Below are 17688 nucleotides of genomic sequence, written 5' to 3'. Positions count from 1 at the left end.
ACCTTGGTGCTGCCACCGGGATCCACAGTGCTGGAGGCAGGCTCCAGCGAAGTCCAAAGGCTCACCCGACGACGCTATGGCCGGGGCGTCGCTCCGGTCAGGAGACCAGAGGGCACAGTCGCTGCCCGGAAGTCCCCTGACACGGCTCCCGGACGGAGCGCCAGACGTCACGCGGACCCACTCCGTGGCCCTTTCGGGCACGGGGTCTGCTCCCGGACAGGCCCCCCATGACCTTGCGGGCCGGGCGGAGGACGCTCGCATCATTCTTCTGGTGAGTTGTGTGACCGTGCGCTCGGCGGACCACACGCGGACGGCCGAGGAGGCAGATGGTGCAGGAACGCCAGACAGACCAGCAGCAGGCCCGAAAAGGTGGGCCTGCCGATCGGGCGGCTGCACGGCGGACGGACGGGCCCGCGGGCGTCGGCCCGGTATCTGGACCCGCCCTGCTCCCCGGCGGCGGATTCTCCCCGTCGGCCGTGACCGCGCTCCAGCGCACCGCGGGCAACGCGGCGGTCGCCGGACTGCTGGCCCAGGAGGCCCACGAACACGGCCCGGCGTGCGGGCACTCCGCGCCGGTGCAGCGTTCGGCGGTCCACGACGTCCTGCGCAGCACGGGAAGCCCCCTCGAGACCGGGGTCCGGACAGAGATGGAGGCCCGTCTCGGCGCCGACTTCTCCGACGTACGCCTGCACACGGACACCGTGGCGCAGCGTTCCGCGGCCGAGATCGGTGCCCACGCGTACACCTCCGGCAGCCATGTGGTCATCGGCCCCGGGGGCGCGGACAAGCACACGCTCGCTCATGAACTGACGCATGTGGTCCAGCAGCGGCAAGGTCCCGTGGCGGGCACCGACAACGGCAACGGGCTGCACATGTCCGACCCCGGGGACAGCTTCGAGCAGGCGGCCGAGGCCAATGCGAAGCGCGTCATGTCCGGGCCGGTCCCCCTGGAGAACCGGCCGGTGTCCACCGGTGCGGTCGAGGCGGCTCCGGTGCAGCGCGCCGCACTGCCGATCCAGCGGGCCCGCATGGCCAGCGGGAAGATCGCGTTCACCAACGTGGCCAACAAATACCCGGAGTACTTCGGCAAGGCCCAACGCGTTCTTCAGCTGCTGTCGGAGCACAAGCTCATCCAGGATTACCTCCGCGGCCGCCCGTGCGACATCGTCCTGGAGAAACGGATCGCGGACACTCCGGCCGAGGTCAAGGACAACGGGGACGAGGGTGTAAAGGTCATTCTCGCCGCGTACTACTTCGAGAACTACGACATCGGTTACATCGTCGGAATGCTCTCCCACGAGTTCGGCATCCATCCTCTCGCGGAGGCAAAGCCTCAACTCCTCGACGAAGAACAGCATTTGAAGGGGATGCCCTTCCCCGTGCCCGGTCTCGAGGAGCAGCCCAAGTTCATGAACTCGGCCGAGGCGAAGCAGGCCGACCACGTGCTCGGCGCGATCCCCCAGGGCCCCCGCTACGGGGTCTACAAGGCGGTCACCACGGAAATGGCGGAACGTCTCCTTCAAGACGTGAATGACCAGGTGGACGGCGCCAGGCAGCAGGACGTGACCGACCTTCTGGACTGCTTCCTGATGGATGTCGCCTCCATCGCGGCGACGAATGACAACCGGCTCCTCGGAGCGCCCGCGAAGAGCGGATCGGAGGCGGTCCGCAATGACATCGCGAAGGTCTACAACCGCTACCGGGCCCTGCTGTCGGCCGACTTCCCCGAAGGCTCGCCGATCAAGCCGCTCTTCCCCCCGGAGAAGACCCCGGAGGCCGTCAAGCAGGACTTCCTGACGCTCGCGGCGAGAATCGCGAAGGGCGCCGCGTGGGCGTGGAGCATCAGCAACTAGTACGGCGGAACGCAACCCGTACGACAGCGGTCAGGCGCCGATCTTCGGAGGGCCGGCGCCCCTCCTCCCCCGCAATGTCGCTCCTGAATTGCCCCTGGGGGCAACACGGCTGCCCCCGACCCGGCACCGCAGGACGTTTCGGGGACGCGCTTCGCGCGTGAGGGTGAGTGACGTCCCATCTCGTACCCCGAGGAGAGCAGAGCATGCCGTCCTACTTGTCGCCGGGCGTCTACGTCGAGGAGGTGGCCAGCGGCTCGCGTCCGATCGAGGGCGTGGGCACCTCGGTGGCGGCCTTCGTCGGTCTTGCCCCGATCGGCCCCCTGCACGAGCCGACACTGGTGACCAACTGGACGCAGTACGTGGCGGCCTTCGGTGAGTTCACCGACGGGTACTACCTCGCGCACTCCGTCTACGGTTTCTTCAACAACGGCGGCAGTGCCGCCTATGTCGTCCGGGTCGGCGGAACGCCCGGCGGCGCCTCGGGCGACTCCGCGGCCCCCGCCGCGGTGACCGGCTCGGGCGCGCAGGCCGCGCTGCCGCCGGGCGAGCCGAAGCAGCTCGGCACGTTCTCGGTGAGCGCCGTCGCGGGCGGCTCGCTGAGCGTCGAGGTCGCCGACCCCGAGGGCGAGGGCCCGGCCGAGCGGTTCAAGCTGATCGTCAAGGACGGCGACAAGGTCGCCGAGACCTTCGACGTGACCGCCAAGAAGGGCGGCCGCAACTACGTGGTCACCCAGGTGAAGGAGCGCTCGAAGCTCATCGCCGTGCAGGAGGCCGCGCCCGCCGCCCAGCTGGCCCGCCCCGACAACCAGACGGTGGCGCTCGCCGCCCCGTCCGCCACCTCCCCCGCCGTCCCGGCCACCACGGACGGCGGCCACCCCGGCCCCGCCCAGTACCTCGGCGACTCCGCCGACCGCACCGGCTTCGGCGGCCTGGAGGCCGTGGACGAGGTCTCGATGGTCGCCGTCCCCGACCTGATGGCCGCCTACCAGCGCGGCGCCATCGACCTGGAGGCCGTCAAGGCCGTCCAGCTCGGTCTGATCGCGCACTGCGAGCTGATGGGCGACCGGGTCGCCGTCATCGACCCCCCGCCGGGCCTCAACGCCCGTCAGATCCGGGTGTGGCGCCAGGAGACGGCCGGCTACGACTCCAAGTACGCCGCCCTCTACTACCCCTGGGTCAAGGCCTTCGACCCGGCCACCGGCCAGTCCCGGCTGATCCCGCCGAGCGGCCACGTCGCCGGCATCTGGGCCCGCAACGACTCCGAGCGCGGTGTGCACAAGGCACCCGCCAACGAGGTCGTACGCGGAGCGGTGGACCTGGAGCTCCAGATCACCCGCGGCGAGCAGGACCTGCTCAACCCCATCGGCGTCAACTGCATCCGCGCCTTCCCCGGCCGCGGCATCCGCGTCTGGGGCGCCCGCACCATGTCCTCCGACCCGGCCTGGCGCTACCTCAACATCCGCCGGTACTTCAACTACCTGGAGGAGTCGATCCTGATCGGCACCCAGTGGGTGGTGTTCGAGCCGAACGACCACGCCCTGTGGGCCCGGATCCGGCGCAATGTCTCCGCCTTCCTGGTCAACGAGTGGCGCAACGGCGCCCTCTTCGGCTCGCGGCCGGAGGAGGCGTACTACGTCAAGTGTGACGAGGAGACCAACCCGCCGGAGTCGGTCGACCTCGGCCGCGTCATCTGCGAGATCGGCATCGCGCCGGTCAAGCCCGCCGAGTTCGTGATCTTCCGGCTGGCCCAGTTCTCCAGCGGCAGCGGTGAGTTGGAGGAGTAGTACCGCCCTCTCGGCCACCAGCTCCGCCCCGTACGCCCAAGAAACCCTAGAAGGACAGAGAACAGATGAGTCTCCAGCCGGGTGACGCCCTTACTTCACACAATTTCGGCCTCCAGATCGACGGTGTGATGGTCGAGTACCTCGCGGAGGTCAGCGGCCTCAGCATCGAGCAGGACGTCATCGAGTACCAGCAGGTCTCCTCTCAGGGCATCCCCGTCACGAAGAAGCTGCCGGGTGTGAAGAAGGCCGGCACCTGCACGGTCGTCCGCGGTATGACGCAGTCGGCGGCCTTCAACCAGTGGATCACCGAGTCCGTCGCCGGTCAGATGAGCACCGCCCGCAAGAACGCCACCATCATGGTGATGGACTACATGAACAACCCGGTCAAGCGGTACAACATGCGCAACGCCTGGTGCAGCAAGATCGACACCAGCACCGTGAAGGCCGGCGAGGCGTCCGCGCTCACCGAGACAGTGACGATCACCTTCGAAGAACTGGTCATCGAGTAATGCGCCGTACGGCTCCCAGGGCGGCGGCTGCGGCCGTCGCCGAACCGGAGCCGGAGCAGACCGCTGCTCCGGCTCCGGCCCCGGCCCCGGCTGCAGCCGCGCAACCGCTGCGCACCGAGTTCGAGTTCGAGCTGCCGCGTGGGTACGTGGACGACTCCGGCACCGTGCACCGGCACGGCGTGATGCGGCTCGCCACCGCTCGCGACGAGCTGGTCCCCCTGCGGGACATGCGGGTGCAGGAGAACCCGGCGTACCTGTCGGTCGTGCTGCTCGGCCGGGTCATCACCCGGCTCGGCACGCTTCCGCTGGTGCACGACGGGGTGGTGGAGAACATGTTCGCCTCGGACCTGGCCTTCTTGCAGGACTTCTACCGTCAGGTCAACGCGGAGGGCCACACCCGTGCCGCCGTGACCTGCCCGCACTGCGAGGAGCCGTTCGAGGTCGAACTCGGCGGGAGCCGCCTGGGGGAATCGTGACGTACGCGACCGACCGTATCCAGGAGGAGATCGCGTACATCGCCTATCACTTCCACTGGAGCCTGGAGACCATCCTGGATCTCGAACACCGCGACCGGCGCGGCTACACGGAACAGATCGCGGCACTCGTCAACCGCGGCGCCGGAGAGAGGTGACACGGCGTGGGGCTTTTTGATCGGCTGCGGGGCGGCGGACCCGAGCGGGGATCCGGCAGCGGTTCCACCGCCGTGTCCGCTCCCGGACCGGCGGGCGCTTCGGCTCCGGCCGGCGGTACGGATGCCGGGGTGAGCGATACGTCCACGGCGGGCGGTGCGGGGCGGGGAGCCGGTGCGCGTGTGGTCCGGCCTGCCGCCTGGCCCGCGCTGCCGCCGATCCAGCGGGCGACGGACCGGCCGGGCTCCGTCGCCGACGCCGGGTTCGGCGGTCGTCTGACAACCTGGCAGAACCCCTCCTTCACCGGCACGCTGTCGCACGCCGTCCTCGACGGCGCGCCCGGCGGACTGGTCAAGGGCCTGCTCGCCGCCCCGGTGGGACCTGCCTCCGGGCTCGAACTCCCCTCGCTCTCCCTGCCGGTGGCCCTGCCCGTGGAGTCGGGCGAGGAGACCGGTGCGCTGCCCGTGCAGCGCATGAGTTCCCCGGTGGCGGCCCGTGGGCCGGCCGGCCCACGGGTGACGCCCGCCGCTCCCCGGGCCACCCGCCCGACTTCACTGACCAAAGCCCCGGCCAGGCCCGCGGTACAGCGACGGGCTCTGCCGGCGATGAAGCCGTCCGCGCCGTTGCCGTCCGTACCGGAGCCGCCGTCGACGCCCGCCGTCACCGTCCCGGCTACCGGTGGCGGCGCAGGTGCGGGTGGCAGTGGCAGTGGCAGTGGCAGTGGCAGTGGCGGAACGTCGGTCGGTTCTGCCGCTTCGGTGAGTGCTTCCCGGACATCGGACGCCGCTCCCCGGGCTTCGGCTCCCGCCGCCATGGTCCCGGGTTCCGGGACACCGGCTGCCTCCGCCGGCCCGGTCGCGCCTCCCGTCTCCGTGTCGCGATCGCGCGGCGGTTCTGCAGCCGGGTCCGATCTTCCGGTCCAGCGGAGTACGTCGGGCGGTTCCGGACGTACGGGGCCGGGGGCGCCGTCCGTCGGGGACGAGCCGTCGGCCGGGGCATCCGTACCAGCGCTCCCCCTTCCGGCAGCACCGACGGCGGCGGCACCGACCGCTCCAGGAGCTCCGGTGACTCCGGGCGGCAGCCCGACCGCGGTTCCCCCGCGTCGACGCTCGGGGCTGGGCGCGCCCTTGTCCGCCCCGCCTTCGAACGCGACGCCGGTACGCCGTCCGGTGCAGCGTGCGGCGGGAACCCCAACGGGACGACCGACCGCACGCAGCGGTGCGACGACTCCCCCCGTTCCCTCCGCTACGACGTCCCCCAGGACGGCGACCCCGGAGCCAGGGATGCCGCCTTCGGGATCGTCGTCATCAGGTGCGGCACCGTCTCGACCGGAGATTCCCGAGGCGGGAACCCCGTCCGGGGACCTGCCTGTTCAGCGTGCGGTGTCGACCGCGCCCCAGGCTCTGGCACCGGCCGGTTCCGCCGCGTCAGGGACGGCCACGGTGGGCAGCCCTGTCGTACAGCGGGCCGTCGTGGCGGAACCTCGCGTTCAGGAACGTACGAGTGCGGTGGAGGGCACGGCGCAGAGCCCGGCGGGCAGTGGGCCCGTCGCCCCCCTGCGGGACGGTGGCGCGGAGCAGGTGGCTCCCACCTCCTCGCCATCGCCGCGTCCACCGGTGCGCCCGCTCGCTCCCGCACGCGCACTGACCTCGCTGCTGCCCACCACGCCTCCTGCCGCCGCCGTGCAGCGTCGTACGGCTCCCGTGGCCGTACCGCTGCGGCGCGCGACAACAGCCGACAACGGCCGCAGCGGGTCCCGTTCCGGCGGCTCCGGCGGTGGCTCCGCGAGTAGCCCGTCGGCGGGGCGTGCCGACGGGCCCGGGTCGGCAGGAGCAGCCGGCCCGACAGGGGGCACGTCCATCGCCCCCGGTGGGGTCGCAGCCGGAACGACCCCGGCACCGGGCTCGGCACCAGCACCGGCACCGGCACCGGCCGTGCAGCGTTCCTCGGCAGCCGGGGCCCGTTCCGGGCCTGGCGGCAGTCTGGTATCCCGTCCGATACGCCGATCGCCTGAGGCACCGGGAGCGGCACCTTCGTCGACCCGTGCGCCTGGGTTGCCCGGTGGCACCGGTGGCACCGGTGCCATGGTGCAGCGGGCAGTGCCGCGACCGTCGGCCGGCGGGCCCGTCGCAGGTACCCATGGCGGTCCGGCGGCGCGCGGCCCCGAGGCTCCCGGCGCCGATGCTCCAGTCCTCCGGCGCCTTGCCACCGTTCCCCTTGCCCAACCCGGCACCGTTGCGAGCGGACCATCGGCGCGACGCGGTTCGGCCTCCGCAGGCCCGGCAAACCCGTCGACGTCGAGTTCACCGACGGCAACTGTCCCTGCAGTACAGCGTGTTGCCTCCTCGACGCCCTCAAAGTCCACGACACCGTTGCCCCGTGCGAGTGCGTCACCGGCAACACCCACAAGTGCCACGGGACCGCTCGCACCTCGCGCATCTGCGCCGACTCCAGCTCCAGCTCCAGAGCTTTCCGGCATCGCCCGTACGCATGTCGCCGGGGCCGCCGTGCCTCCCGTGTCTCCCCTGCCCCCGGTGCAGCGCTCGGCAGTTCGGCAGCCCGAGACCTCGGCGCCCGCGTCCCCACCCCCGGTGTCCGCGAAGCAGCACCGCGCTCCTCGCCCCGATGCCACGACCCCACACCGTCTCGGCCTCGGTGCCCCCGTCGTCCAGCGAGTCGCCACCGAGCCCGCTCCGCCACGGCAGGCACCCGACGCACCCGCAGTTCAGCGCTCGACGGCTCGCCACACCCCTGCGCACCCGCAGCCCACCGAAGGCGTTTCCCTCGGTCTCACGCCGCCGGCGACGCACAGCGCAGCCTCCGCCCCCGTCGTACAGCGTTCCTCCACTCCGAGCACGCCGATGCCTCGCCCGTCGGACGGACTCCCCCTTCCGACAGACCCGGCGCGACCGGCACGCCCGACGCCACCGACGCCACCGATTCAGCGCATGACCTCAACGGCCCCAGCGCAGCCAACGCCCTCAGCGCCCCCGACGAGTTCCGCGAGCCCCACCCCCAAAGCGGCCGTCCCCCTCAACGCAACCCCCGCCGCCCCACCCGTGGCCCTGCCGGTACAGCGCTCCTCGGCCGTACCTCCCGTACCTCCCACATCCCCCGTACTGCCCGCACCCGCCACCACCGGCACCGCACTCACCACCACCGGCACCACCATCACCACACCTGCCACCCCCGCCATACCCCCCGCCCTCCTCTCGGTCCAGCGGGACGTCAACCCGACGTCCCCGCCCCCCGCGTACTCACCCGCCTCGCCGCCGCCGAGCGGCCCCCCGCCCCCGTACTCCTCGATCGAACCGCCCCATCGGCCACTGCCCTCGCACGCCGAGCGCGAAGAGGCCCCGCCCGCGTACACCCCCGTCGATTTCGATCCCCGGTCCCTGACCCAGGGTCAGATCGACGAGCTGACGCACAAGATGGCCGGGCCGATCACCCGCTTGCTGCGGACCGAACTCCGCCTCGAGCGGGAGCGGATCGGCAAGCTGCGCGATCCCCGTCGCTGACCTCCACCACCCCGTACGCCTACACGACACCCCAAGAAAGGCCGATCCCCGATGGCCACCGATCGAGACCCGGGCTCCACCATCTTCTTCACCCTCACCATCGACGGCGAGAGCCTCGGTTACTTCAACGGGTGTGAAGGACTCTCGTCGCAGGTGGAGATCGAGCAGCGCCAGGAGGGCGGCAACAACGGGTTCGTGTGGCAGCTTCCGTCCCGCGTGACCTTCTCCAACATCCGGCTGACCCGCCCCCTGACACCGGACACCGCGAAGGTCGCGGCCTGGGTGTCCTCCGTGACCACGGGGGTCAAGCGGCCGACGGCGCAGATCGCGGCGCTGCGCGCGGACGGCTCGGAGGTGGCCCGCTGGGGTCTGCTCGACGTGCTCCCGGTCAGTTGGCAGGGGCCCTCCCTCAACCCGGCCAGCCCGGCCGTGGCCACGGAGGTGCTGGAAATCACCCACCACGGGTTCACGGACTAGGGAACGGCGAAGAACATGGCAGGCAAGTCAGGAAAGGGCGGCGCGGGCAAGAGTCTTGTGAGGGCCTCACTGGCCATTCACGAGCCGCCCATCGGCCGCAGCACCACTCCGGGCGGGTTGATCAAGACGTTCAACTTCGACTTCAACCCCTCGACGCTCTCACTCAGCCGTCGCGCCCGCTGGAAGACCACTCCGACCGCGGCCGTACGGAAGGGCTCACTCCCGGAGTTCATGGGGCCCGAGCCCCAAGAGATGACCGTCGAGATCTTCCTCGACTCGTCCGACGACCCGACCAGCAACTCGGTGCTGAAGAAGGTCGAGTCGCTGTTCTCCTGCTGCGAGGTGACGGAGAAGAGCATCGCCGCCAAGCAGCCGTCCACTCCGTGGGTGGTGTTCCAGTGGGGGTCGTTCTCGACCGCGCGGTTCACGGCGTACGTCAGTTCGGTGGACGCCAGTTACTCCCTGTTCGGCACGACGGGCGTGCCGATCCGCGCCACCTGTCAGGTGCATCTGCACGAGATCCCCAGCAAGACCAAGGGGCAGAACCCGACGTCGGGGGCGCTCACCGCGCAGCGTGTGCACCGGGTCGTCGCGGGCGACTCGCTGCAGTCGCTGGCGTGGCGGGAGTACGGGAACGCGGCGGCCTGGCGGGCGATCGCCGAGGCGAACGGCATCGACGACCCGAACCGGCTGTCGAACGGCACCGAGCTCGTGCTGCCCGCCGCCGAAGAGGTGGGTTTCTGATGGTCCAGCCTTCGTACTCCAACGTCGTCCACGTGACCGTGGACGGCAGTCCGGTCCCGGAGAAGATCGCCTCCGACCTCGTCGGCTGCTGGGTCGACCTCGGGGCGGGGGTGCCGGCCGCGTTCCGGCTGACCTTCCGCGACCCGGACCGGCTGGTGCTCGGCGAACTCGGCATCCAGTGCGGCACCCTGGTGACGCTCGCTCCGGTCGCGGACGGCCAGGGCGCGGCCTCCCCGCTGCTGACCGGCGAGGTGACCGGCATGGAGACCGACTACGACGGCACCGGCACCTTCACCGTCATCCGCGGCTACGACATGGGCCACCGTCTGATGCGCCAGCGCAGGGTGGCCGCGTACCGCAACCAGACGGCCGCGGACATCGCGAAGAAGCTGGCCACGATGAACGGCATTCCGATCGGCACGGGGAAGGGCGGCATCAAGCCCACCACGACGGTCTACGAGTTCATCAGTCAGGCCAACGTGACCGACTGGGACTTCCTCGCCCGGCTCGCCGACGAGAACGACGTGGTCATGTCGCTGGACTCCGAGGGGAAGTTCCAGTTCGTCAAGGCCGACCCGGCCTCCACCGCGCCGCCGACCAGCACCCCTGGCGACAAGAGCCCCTTCGTGCTGCAGGGCGGCGTGGACATACTGCGCTGCCGGGCCGCGGTGACCTCCGCCGACCAGGTCGCCAAGACCGAGGTCCGCGGCTGGAACATCACGACGAAGAAGAAGCTCACCGCCACGTCGCCCGCCACGTCCAACGACGGCTTCGCGATCGGCACCACCCCGCAGAAGACGGCGAAGAAGTTCAAGACCGCCAAACTGGTCGAGACCGACACACCCTACGACCGCCTGGCCGAGGTGAAGGTCGCCGCCAAGGCCCTCGCCGACGACGTGACCTCCTCCTTCGCCGAGCTGGAGGTCATGGTGTTCGGCAACCCCAAGCTGCGTCCCGGTGTTCCGGTCACGCTGACCGACGTGGGCAAACCGTTCGAGGGCAAGTACACGGTGACGTCCGTGCGGCACGTCTTCGGCTACGACGAGCACTACCAGACGTGGATCACCGTCAGCGGCCGGCAGTGGCGCTCCCTGTACGGGCTCACGTCCGGCGGGGGCACGGCCACCGCGCCGAAGCTGCCGAGCGTGGCCAACGCCCTGGTGACGAATGTGCAGGACCCGCTGAAGCAGGGCCGGGTCAAGCTCCAGTTCCCCTGGCTGGACGACGCGTACGAGAGCGACTGGACGCGGACCGTGCAGCTCGGTGGGAAGGGCGGCGGCGGGGTCTTCCCGTTCGACGTCAACGACGAGGTGCTGGTGGCCTTCGACCGCGGCGCTCTGGACCACCCGTTCGTCATCGGCGGCCTCTACAACGGCAAGGACAAACCGACCGTGGTCAGTGACGTACCACTGCACGACGGGCTGAAGAAGCAGGCGATCCGGCACACCCTCTCCGACCGGAAGGGCAACCGGGTGGACCTGCTCAGCCAGCAGACCGGTGCCCGCAAGCAGGGGGTGCGGATCGCCTCCGGCAACGACAAGCTGACCATCAATCTCGATCGCACGAAGACCGAGATCACCGTGGACAGCAAGGGCTCGGTCACCATCAAGGGCTCCCGGTCGGTGTCGGTCGAGGCCGGCACCGACCTCACCCTGAGCGCGCGCCGGAGTCTGACCATCAAGAGCGGCGGCCCGCTCAACATCGAGGGCCGCGGCCTGGTCAACCTGAAGTCGCTCGGCGGTGCGGTCACCGTCGACGCGCTGGGGGCGCTCAGCCTCAAGGCGGTGGGCGCCGCGACGCTCACTGCCGGCGGCAGCGTGCAGGTCAACTCCATCGCGAATGTGGGCATTCGGGCCATCACGCTCGCCTTGCAGGGTGTGGTGCTGGTCAACAACAAGCCGTATCCGCTGCCGTGACGGCCGGGACGTTCTTCAGGAGTAGGCGGGTGGCCCTCTGATGGCCGAGCAGTTCGTTGGATCCGGCTGGGCGTTCCCCATGCGCATCGGTCCCACCGGTGGCATCGCCATGGTCAGCGGGGAGCGGGAGATCGAGGAGGCCATCCGGCTGGTGCTGGCCACCGCGCCGGGCGAGCGGCCGATGCGGCCCGAGTTCGGCTGTGCCATCCACGACCTGGTGTTCGCGCCGGTCAACGAGGCGACGGCGGGCCGGATCCAGCACGAGGTGTACACCACTCTCGACCGCTGGGAGCCACGGATCGAGGTCAACGACGTCGAGGTGACGGCGGGTCCCGACCAGGGCGTGCTCTTCATCGACGTGCGCTACTCGATCCGCGGCACCAACAACCCGCGCAGCCTGGTCTTTCCGTTCTACGTCATCCCCTCCCACGAGGAGCCCGACGCCTCCGGCGCGGGCAACTCCCTTGAAAGCGACCGCTGATGGCACTGCCCTCCCCGAACCTCGACGACCGCCGCTTCCAGCAGTTCGTCGACGACGCCAAGCGCTACATCCAGCAGCGCGCTCCCGAATGGACCGACCACAACGTGTCGGACCCCGGCGTCACCCTCGTGGAAACGGTCGCCCACATGGCCGACCAGATCGTCTACCGGCTCAACCGCGTCCCCGAGAAGAACCACCTGGCGTTCCTCGACCTCGTCGGCATCACGCTGTTCCCGCCCTCGGCCGCCCGTACGGACCTCACGTTCTGGCTGTCCGCGCCGCACGAGGAGCCCATCGTGCTGCCCGTGGGAACCGAGGCCGCCACCGTGCGTACCGAGAACGAGGAGGCGGTCGTCTTCGCGACCGAGCGCGAACTGACCGTGGTTCCCTGCTCGTTGCGTCGTCTCGTCGTGCAGCAGAGCGGTGGTGCGGTCACCGACCGGACGGCCGATCTCGCCGAGGGCAAGGACGTGCTGTGTTTCGCGGAGTCACCGAGCCCCGGTGACTGCATGCTCCTCGGCCTCACCGCCGCCGTACCGCACTGCGCGCTGGGCCTGGAGCTCGACAGCCGGGTCGACGGTGTCGGTGTCGATCCGCGGCAGCCGCCGCTGGTCTGGGAGGCGTGGACCGAGGACGGCTGGGCGGCCTGCGAGGTGGACCGGGACGGCACCGGTGGTCTGAACCGGCCCGGTGAGGTGGTCCTGCACGTGCCGGGCGGCCACACCCTGTCGCGCACCGGAGGCCAGGAGGCGGGCTGGCTGCGTTGCCGGGTCACCGAACCGCTGTCCGACCAGCCCTTCTACACCACGTCTCCGACCATCCGGTCCGTCGACGCGTTCACCCTCGGCGGGACCACCTCGTCCATCCACGCGGAGACCGTCCAGGACGAGGCGCTCGGCGAGTCCACCGGTCTGCCCGGGCAGCGGCTGCGGCTCGCCCACTTCCCCGTCGTGGGCGACACCCCGCCGGTGCTGTTGCAGACCGCCGAGCGCGACGGCTGGGTCGACTGGGACGTCGTCCCGCACTTCGCCGCGTCCGGTCCCACCGACCGGCACATCACCCTGGACGCGGCGACCGGCGAGATCGCCTTCGGGCCCGCCGTCCGCGAAGCCGACGGCACGATGCGCCAGTACGGGACGGTGGCGCCCAAGGGGGCCGTGATCCGCGCCCGCCGCTACCGCACCGGTGGCGGCCGGGCCGGGAACGTCGCCCGGGGCGCCGTCCAGGTGCTGCGCAGCTCGGTGCCGTACGTGGCCGACGTCGTCAACCGGGAGGCCGCCCGGGGCGGCGTCGAGGGCGAGACGGTCGAGGAGGCCAAGACCCGGGCGCCGATCACGCTGCGCGCCCAGGAGCGGGCCGTGACCCTGCGCGACTACGAGGAACTGGCCCGGCGCGCCGCCCCCGAGACGGCCCGTATCACGTGTCTGGAGGGCGAGGAGGGCGAGCACGGCGCCTACGCGGTCCGTGTCCTGGTCGTCCCGCAGGCCGTGCCCGACCCCGGCGGACGGCTGCGCTTCGAGCAACTCGTCCCCGGCGACTCCCTGTTGCAGCGCATCACCCGCCACCTCGACGAGCGCCGGCTGATCGGCACCCGGCTCGCGGTCGGGCCGCCCTTCTACCAGGGCGTCACCGTCGTCGCCACCGTGCACGCCTTCCGCGGGGTCGACACCGACCGGGTGCGCCGCCAGGCCCACGACGCGCTCTACCGCCATCTGGACCCGCTCACCGGCGGCGCGGACGGCACCGGCTGGCCGTTCGGCCGGCCCGTGCAGGCGGGCGAGGTCTTCGCGGTGCTGCAACGTGTGCCCGGCGTCGAACTCGTCGACGCGGTGCAGCTCCACCCCGCCGACCCGCTGACCGGCAAGCGTGGCGACCCGACCGACCGGATCGACCTGGAGGCCCCTTCGCTGGTGTTCTCCTTCGACCACCGGGTCCGCGTCATCGGAGACGGCTCATGAGGGGCTCCATCGACGGCCTGGAGTCCTCGGCGCCGATCGGCGGGATGCTCCCCGCGGTCTTCGCCGACGACGACCTGGCGCTGCGCTTCGTCGCGGGTCTTGACGAGGTGGTCGCGCCGATCCTGCTGGCCCTCGACTGTCTGCACACCTACTTCGACCCGGCGCTCGCACCCGCCGACTTCGCCCGCTGGCTGGGCACCTGGGTCGGCGCCGAGGTCGACGGCACGGAACCGGACGCGCGGCTGCGCGCGGCCGTCGCCGCCGCCGCGTACCTGCATCGCGTACGAGGCACCCGCCGCGGCCTGTCCGAAGCGGTACGCCTCGCCTTCGGTGTCGAGCCGGAGATCACCGAGAGCGGCGCCGCCGCCTGGGACCCGCGACCGCTCGGCCCGGTCCCCGGCGACCGGCGCCCCCGGCTGCACGTCACGCTCCGGCTGCCCGAGCCGACCCCGGCGGACGAGTACCGGCTGGAGAACCTCGTGGCGGCCGCCCGTCCCGCCCACATGCCCTACACGGTCCAGGTGACCGCCGCCGAAAGGATCCCCGAGAAATGACCACCCAGACCCCAGGCACCGGCACCGGCCCCGGGCGCGCCCCGGCCTGCGCCGAGTGCGGCACCCGGGCGGAGCCCGGCCAGTCCTTCTGCGACGCCTGCGGCGCGGTGCTCGACTGGGCCGGGGACCCGGCTCCGGCGGGGGTCGCGGCTCGGACCCGTCGTCCCGCGGCTGGTGCCGACGAGGCGCCGCCGGCGGCCGGCGACCAGGGCTCCCGGGCGGCGGGATCCGCCGGGTCGGCCGAGGGCGAGCCGGGCTGGGACGCGTTCGCGCGACCGGGCGCCGGTACGGGAACGGCTCGTACGGCGCACGACGCGGCGCCCGGAGCCGGCGGGCGGCCGACGCCGGACGCGATCGCGGACGCGGACACCGTGAGCGCCGACAGGACGGGCACCGCGCGACCCGCCGACGGCCCGGACGAGGACGGTGGAGTGGGCGGTGGGCCGACCGGACCGGACGCGCCGGTCCCTGGTGCGCCGGTGTTCGGTGACGCGGCGGATCCGAGCCCGATGAGCGACGACACCGCGCGTCCCCACCCGGCCCCCGTCGCCGCCCACGGCTCCGTACCGGCCGCTCCCGCGCGGCCGGACGAGACCGCGGCCACCGAGCCCCTGCCCTCCGCCGCCCCCGGCCAGGACTCCGCGGCCGAGCGGGCCAGGTCCCTGCTGGTGCCGGTGGCGGACCCGGAACCGCGGGTCGCGCCGTCGGTGGCGCCCGTACTGCCCGGCCGCCCCGCGGCGAGCCGCCCACAGGTCCGTACCCCGGTCGCGGAGCCCGGTGCGGACGGGGGTGTGCCCTGTCCCTGGTGCGCCACTCCCAACCGGCCGGACCGGCACTTCTGCGGGCGTTGCGCGCTGTCGATGGCCGGGGAGCGGCAGGTGCCGGGCCGGCTGCCCTGGTGGCGCCGGGTGCTCAACTCCCGCAACGGAGAGGTGCCGTGGGCCGGGGACCGGCCCCGACTGCGGCGGGGCTTCGGACGCGTCATGAACTGGGTGGTCGGCGCCGTGGTGCTGGGCCTGCTGGTGTTCGCCGTGATGAACACCGGTACGGCCGTGCAGGCGGTGAAGGACCACTTCGCCAAGCGGGTCCCGGTCGGCCCGGACCATGTCAAGGCGTCCCGTTCCTTCCCCGGCCACGGCGCGGGGCTCGCCTTCGACAAGCTCAACAACACCTGGTGGGGACCCGGCGTAGCGCAGTCCGGGGACGGCGAGTGGCTCGAGGCCCGCTTCGAGCAGCCCACCCGGCTGCTTGACGTGATCTTCACCTCGGGCACGTCCATCCGCGCGGACCAGCTCTCGAAGTCGGCGCTGCCGCACCGTATCGAGGCCCGGATCACCACGGCGAACGGCAAGACGAGCACCCGCTTCCTCACTCTCGACCAGGTCGCGGGCAGTCAGCAGCGCAAGTTCCGCGTGGGTGATGTCACGGCGGTCCGTTTCATCATCCGCTCGGCCTACGGCGCGGCCAAGGACAAGCAGGTCTCCATAGCCGAGATCGAGTTGTTCGGTCCCTCGAGCGCCAACGACTCGTAGGGACACCGACGGTTCGTGGGGAAGGTGCCATTCCTTGGTCGGGTGGTTCCGGTTCTGGCCGAACTGGGAGGATGAGTCCCGCGGCACCACCGCGGCCTTACCGTAGAGGCAAGGCACCAGACCCGAGGAGAAGCACTACCTGTGCACGACGCACCGATCTACGCCCAACTGATCTCCGAACGAGGGGACATACCCCTGCAGGTCCGCAACGAGGCCCGCAGAATCCAGCGCGAACTCGAATGGATCCTCAACAGGGATCCCTCGTCGGGTGGTCTCCTCCCGAGACCGCCCGGCGCTCCGGGCCCCGGCCCTCGCGCGCTGCCCCCGTCCCTTCCTCCCGGCAACAGCTCCACCGGCTGGCTTTCCTGACGGAACGTCGATACCGGTGTACCGCCCGGGTGGGAGCGTGCCGCCGTCCCCAGGGAACGGCGGCCGCTTCACTCCGTCACTCGTCCACCACCGCACCGAACCGGACGCACGCGCCGTTGCGGTACGGGAACCTCGGGTCAGGTCGTCGAGGACGGGCCGCCCTCCGGCTCGTTCCCGTCCCTGTCCTGTTGTTCCGGGGTCCGCCGGTAGCTCTGGAGCTCCAGCAGTCCTTCCGTCTTCTCCGAACGCCCCCCGGACTTCTGGTCGCCCGCGTTCTGGCCGTTCAGGTTCTGGCGGACCGAGTCCAGGATCGTCAGGCCCTGGGCGACCAGCCCGGCAGCGATCTCACCCAGGCCGTCCGCGCCGTTCAGGACGTTGACGTTGGCGCCGGCGAGACCGCCCGCGGCCTCCTTCACGATCAGCGGGAGCTGGTCGATCAGCATCCGGTCGAGCGCCACGCGGTCGTGCGAGGCGGCGGCCTCGGCCTGGATCTTCATGCGTTCCGCATCGGCGATGGCGAGCACCTTGATCCGCTCCGCCTCGGCCTCGGCGGGCTTGACGATCTCGGCGACGAGCTGCTGCTGACGCAACTGGGCCGCCCGCTGGGCCAGTTCGGTCTGCGCGGCGAGCACCTCCTGCTGGGCGTGCGCTTGCGCCAGCGGTCCGGCCTGGGCGGCCTGCGCCTGGGCGCGGTCCACCTCGGCCGAGTACTCCGCCTTCACGATCGCGGTCTGGCGGGCGTACTCGGCCTGGTTGCGCGCGGCCACCTGCTCCGCCTCGACCGAGGCCTGGGTCGCCTGGGCCTGCGCGATCTGGGCCTGCCGCTGGATCGCGGCCTTGTGCGGTGCGGACATGGCCGCGATGTAGCCGGTGTCACCGTCGTCGATCGACTGGATCTGCAGCGAGTCCACGATCAGACCGATCTTCGCCATCTCGACCTTCGAGGTGTCCAGGACCTCCGCGGCGAGCTTCTGCCGCTCGGTGACGATCTCCTCGACGGTCATCGAGCCGATGATGGCGCGCAGATGGCCGGCGAAGATCCGGCCGGTCAGCACCGACATCTGTTCCTGGTCGGAGAGGAAGCGCTGACCGGCGTTGATGATGCTCTCGGTGTCGTTGCCGACCTTGAAGGCGATGACGGCGCGGACGTGCAGCGCGATGCCCTGCCTGGTGACACAGGTCTCGGTCACCTCGGCCTCGCACATCGACAGCGTGAGGAAGCGGGTCTTGCGGAAGACGGGCAGCACGAACTTTCCGTGCCCCGTGACCACCCGGAACGGCGCGCCCCCCAGTCCCCGCCTGCCTCCCGAGATCAGCATCGCCTCGTCGGGAGCGGGAACGCGGTAACCGAACATCCTGTTTCT

15 protein-coding genes are annotated in these 17688 nt (G+C 71.3%); 14 read left to right on the top strand and 1 reads right to left on the bottom strand.

The features are described from left to right. Positions 1–326: 326 nt before the first annotated feature. From ACZ69M_RS23920 to ACZ69M_RS23855, 14 genes are all read left to right on the top strand, one after another. On the top strand, positions 327–1853 hold the full coding sequence (locus ACZ69M_RS23920) for an eCIS core domain-containing protein (protein WP_470052654.1): 1527 nt from the start codon (positions 327–329) through the stop codon (positions 1851–1853). A 203-nt stretch (positions 1854–2056) separates the two neighbouring features. After that, on the top strand, positions 2057–3637 hold the full coding sequence (locus ACZ69M_RS23915; RefSeq protein WP_470052652.1) for a phage tail sheath subtilisin-like domain-containing protein: 1581 nt from the start codon (positions 2057–2059) through the stop codon (positions 3635–3637). Positions 3638–3702: 65 nt separating this feature from the next. After that, on the top strand, positions 3703–4146 hold the full coding sequence (locus tag ACZ69M_RS23910) for a phage tail protein (protein ID WP_054230236.1): 444 nt from the start codon (positions 3703–3705) through the stop codon (positions 4144–4146). After that, positions 4146–4622 (top strand): hypothetical protein, encoded by a 477-nt coding sequence (locus tag ACZ69M_RS23905; protein ID WP_351301705.1) that lies wholly within the window; start codon positions 4146–4148, stop codon positions 4620–4622. Before ACZ69M_RS23910 ends, ACZ69M_RS23905 begins: the two co-directional genes overlap by 1 nt. After that, positions 4619–4777 carry a DUF6760 family protein gene (locus ACZ69M_RS23900; RefSeq protein WP_382150232.1) on the top strand — a complete coding sequence of 53 codons (159 nt, stop codon included), beginning with the start codon at positions 4619–4621 and terminating at the stop codon, positions 4775–4777. The genes ACZ69M_RS23905 and ACZ69M_RS23900 overlap by 4 nt, the downstream gene beginning before the upstream one ends. A gap of 3057 nt (positions 4778–7834) precedes the next feature. After that, positions 7835–8293 carry an extensin gene (locus tag ACZ69M_RS23895; RefSeq protein WP_470052649.1) on the top strand — a complete coding sequence of 153 codons (459 nt, stop codon included), beginning with the start codon at positions 7835–7837 and terminating at the stop codon, positions 8291–8293. A 51-nt stretch (positions 8294–8344) separates the two neighbouring features. Continuing rightward, positions 8345–8770, top strand: a complete 426-nt coding sequence (locus ACZ69M_RS23890; protein WP_470052647.1) for a phage tail protein — start codon at positions 8345–8347, stop codon at positions 8768–8770. 15 nt (positions 8771–8785) lie between these two features. After that, complete coding sequence (locus ACZ69M_RS23885; RefSeq protein WP_470052645.1) at positions 8786–9514, top strand: CIS tube protein; 729 nt, start codon at positions 8786–8788, stop codon at positions 9512–9514. Further along, positions 9514–11430 carry a VgrG-related protein gene (locus tag ACZ69M_RS23880; protein ID WP_470052643.1) on the top strand — a complete coding sequence of 639 codons (1917 nt, stop codon included), beginning with the start codon at positions 9514–9516 and terminating at the stop codon, positions 11428–11430. Before ACZ69M_RS23885 ends, ACZ69M_RS23880 begins: the two co-directional genes overlap by 1 nt. Positions 11431–11470: 40 nt before the next feature. Further along, entirely contained in the window at positions 11471–11911 is a 441-nt protein-coding gene (locus tag ACZ69M_RS23875; protein ID WP_060901262.1) for a GPW/gp25 family protein, read from the top strand. After that, positions 11911–13869, top strand: coding sequence for a putative baseplate assembly protein (locus tag ACZ69M_RS23870; protein ID WP_470052641.1), 1959 nt, complete (start codon positions 11911–11913; stop codon positions 13867–13869). The genes ACZ69M_RS23875 and ACZ69M_RS23870 overlap by 1 nt, the downstream gene beginning before the upstream one ends. Then, complete coding sequence (locus ACZ69M_RS23865) at positions 13866–14423, top strand: phage tail protein (protein ID WP_060901264.1); 558 nt, start codon at positions 13866–13868, stop codon at positions 14421–14423. The genes ACZ69M_RS23870 and ACZ69M_RS23865 overlap by 4 nt, the downstream gene beginning before the upstream one ends. Then, the gene (locus ACZ69M_RS23860) at positions 14420–15955 is read left to right on the top strand and encodes an NADase-type glycan-binding domain-containing protein (protein ID WP_470052639.1); all 1536 of its coding nucleotides are present in this window, start codon (positions 14420–14422) and stop codon (positions 15953–15955) included. The genes ACZ69M_RS23865 and ACZ69M_RS23860 overlap by 4 nt, the downstream gene beginning before the upstream one ends. Before the next feature lie 141 nt (positions 15956–16096). Then, on the top strand, positions 16097–16324 hold the full coding sequence (locus ACZ69M_RS23855; protein WP_075029393.1) for a hypothetical protein: 228 nt from the start codon (positions 16097–16099) through the stop codon (positions 16322–16324). Between the two features lie 137 nt (positions 16325–16461). On the opposite strand, the gene ACZ69M_RS23850 is transcribed toward ACZ69M_RS23855, so the two are convergent. Then, complete coding sequence (locus ACZ69M_RS23850) at positions 16462–17679, bottom strand: SPFH domain-containing protein (protein ID WP_352047180.1); 1218 nt, start codon at positions 17677–17679, stop codon at positions 16462–16464. Between the last annotated feature and the right edge of the window lie 9 nt (positions 17680–17688).

Source organism: Streptomyces sp. NPDC107454 (assembly GCF_055582885.1).
Note: the sequence above shows the minus strand (reverse complement) of the source record. Positions and strands in the feature narration are given on the sequence as shown.

What these genes read in the sequence shown, in the direction of transcription:
- ACZ69M_RS23920 (WP_470052654.1), top strand. Translation starts at nt 327, where the DNA reads ATGGTGCAGGAACGCCAGACAGACCAGCAGCAGGCCCGAAAAGGTGGG.
- ACZ69M_RS23915 (WP_470052652.1), top strand. Translation starts at nt 2,057, where the DNA reads ATGCCGTCCTACTTGTCGCCGGGCGTCTACGTCGAGGAGGTGGCCAGC.
- ACZ69M_RS23910 (WP_054230236.1), top strand. Translation starts at nt 3,703, where the DNA reads ATGAGTCTCCAGCCGGGTGACGCCCTTACTTCACACAATTTCGGCCTC.
- ACZ69M_RS23905 (WP_351301705.1), top strand. Translation starts at nt 4,146, where the DNA reads ATGCGCCGTACGGCTCCCAGGGCGGCGGCTGCGGCCGTCGCCGAACCG.
- ACZ69M_RS23890 (WP_470052647.1), top strand. Translation starts at nt 8,345, where the DNA reads ATGGCCACCGATCGAGACCCGGGCTCCACCATCTTCTTCACCCTCACC.
- ACZ69M_RS23885 (WP_470052645.1), top strand. Translation starts at nt 8,786, where the DNA reads ATGGCAGGCAAGTCAGGAAAGGGCGGCGCGGGCAAGAGTCTTGTGAGG.
- ACZ69M_RS23880 (WP_470052643.1), top strand. Translation starts at nt 9,514, where the DNA reads ATGGTCCAGCCTTCGTACTCCAACGTCGTCCACGTGACCGTGGACGGC.
- ACZ69M_RS23875 (WP_060901262.1), top strand. Translation starts at nt 11,471, where the DNA reads ATGGCCGAGCAGTTCGTTGGATCCGGCTGGGCGTTCCCCATGCGCATC.
- ACZ69M_RS23870 (WP_470052641.1), top strand. Translation starts at nt 11,911, where the DNA reads ATGGCACTGCCCTCCCCGAACCTCGACGACCGCCGCTTCCAGCAGTTC.
- ACZ69M_RS23865 (WP_060901264.1), top strand. Translation starts at nt 13,866, where the DNA reads ATGAGGGGCTCCATCGACGGCCTGGAGTCCTCGGCGCCGATCGGCGGG.
- ACZ69M_RS23860 (WP_470052639.1), top strand. Translation starts at nt 14,420, where the DNA reads ATGACCACCCAGACCCCAGGCACCGGCACCGGCCCCGGGCGCGCCCCG.
- ACZ69M_RS23850 (WP_352047180.1), bottom strand. Translation starts at nt 17,679, where the DNA reads ATGTTCGGTTACCGCGTTCCCGCTCCCGACGAGGCGATGCTGATCTCG.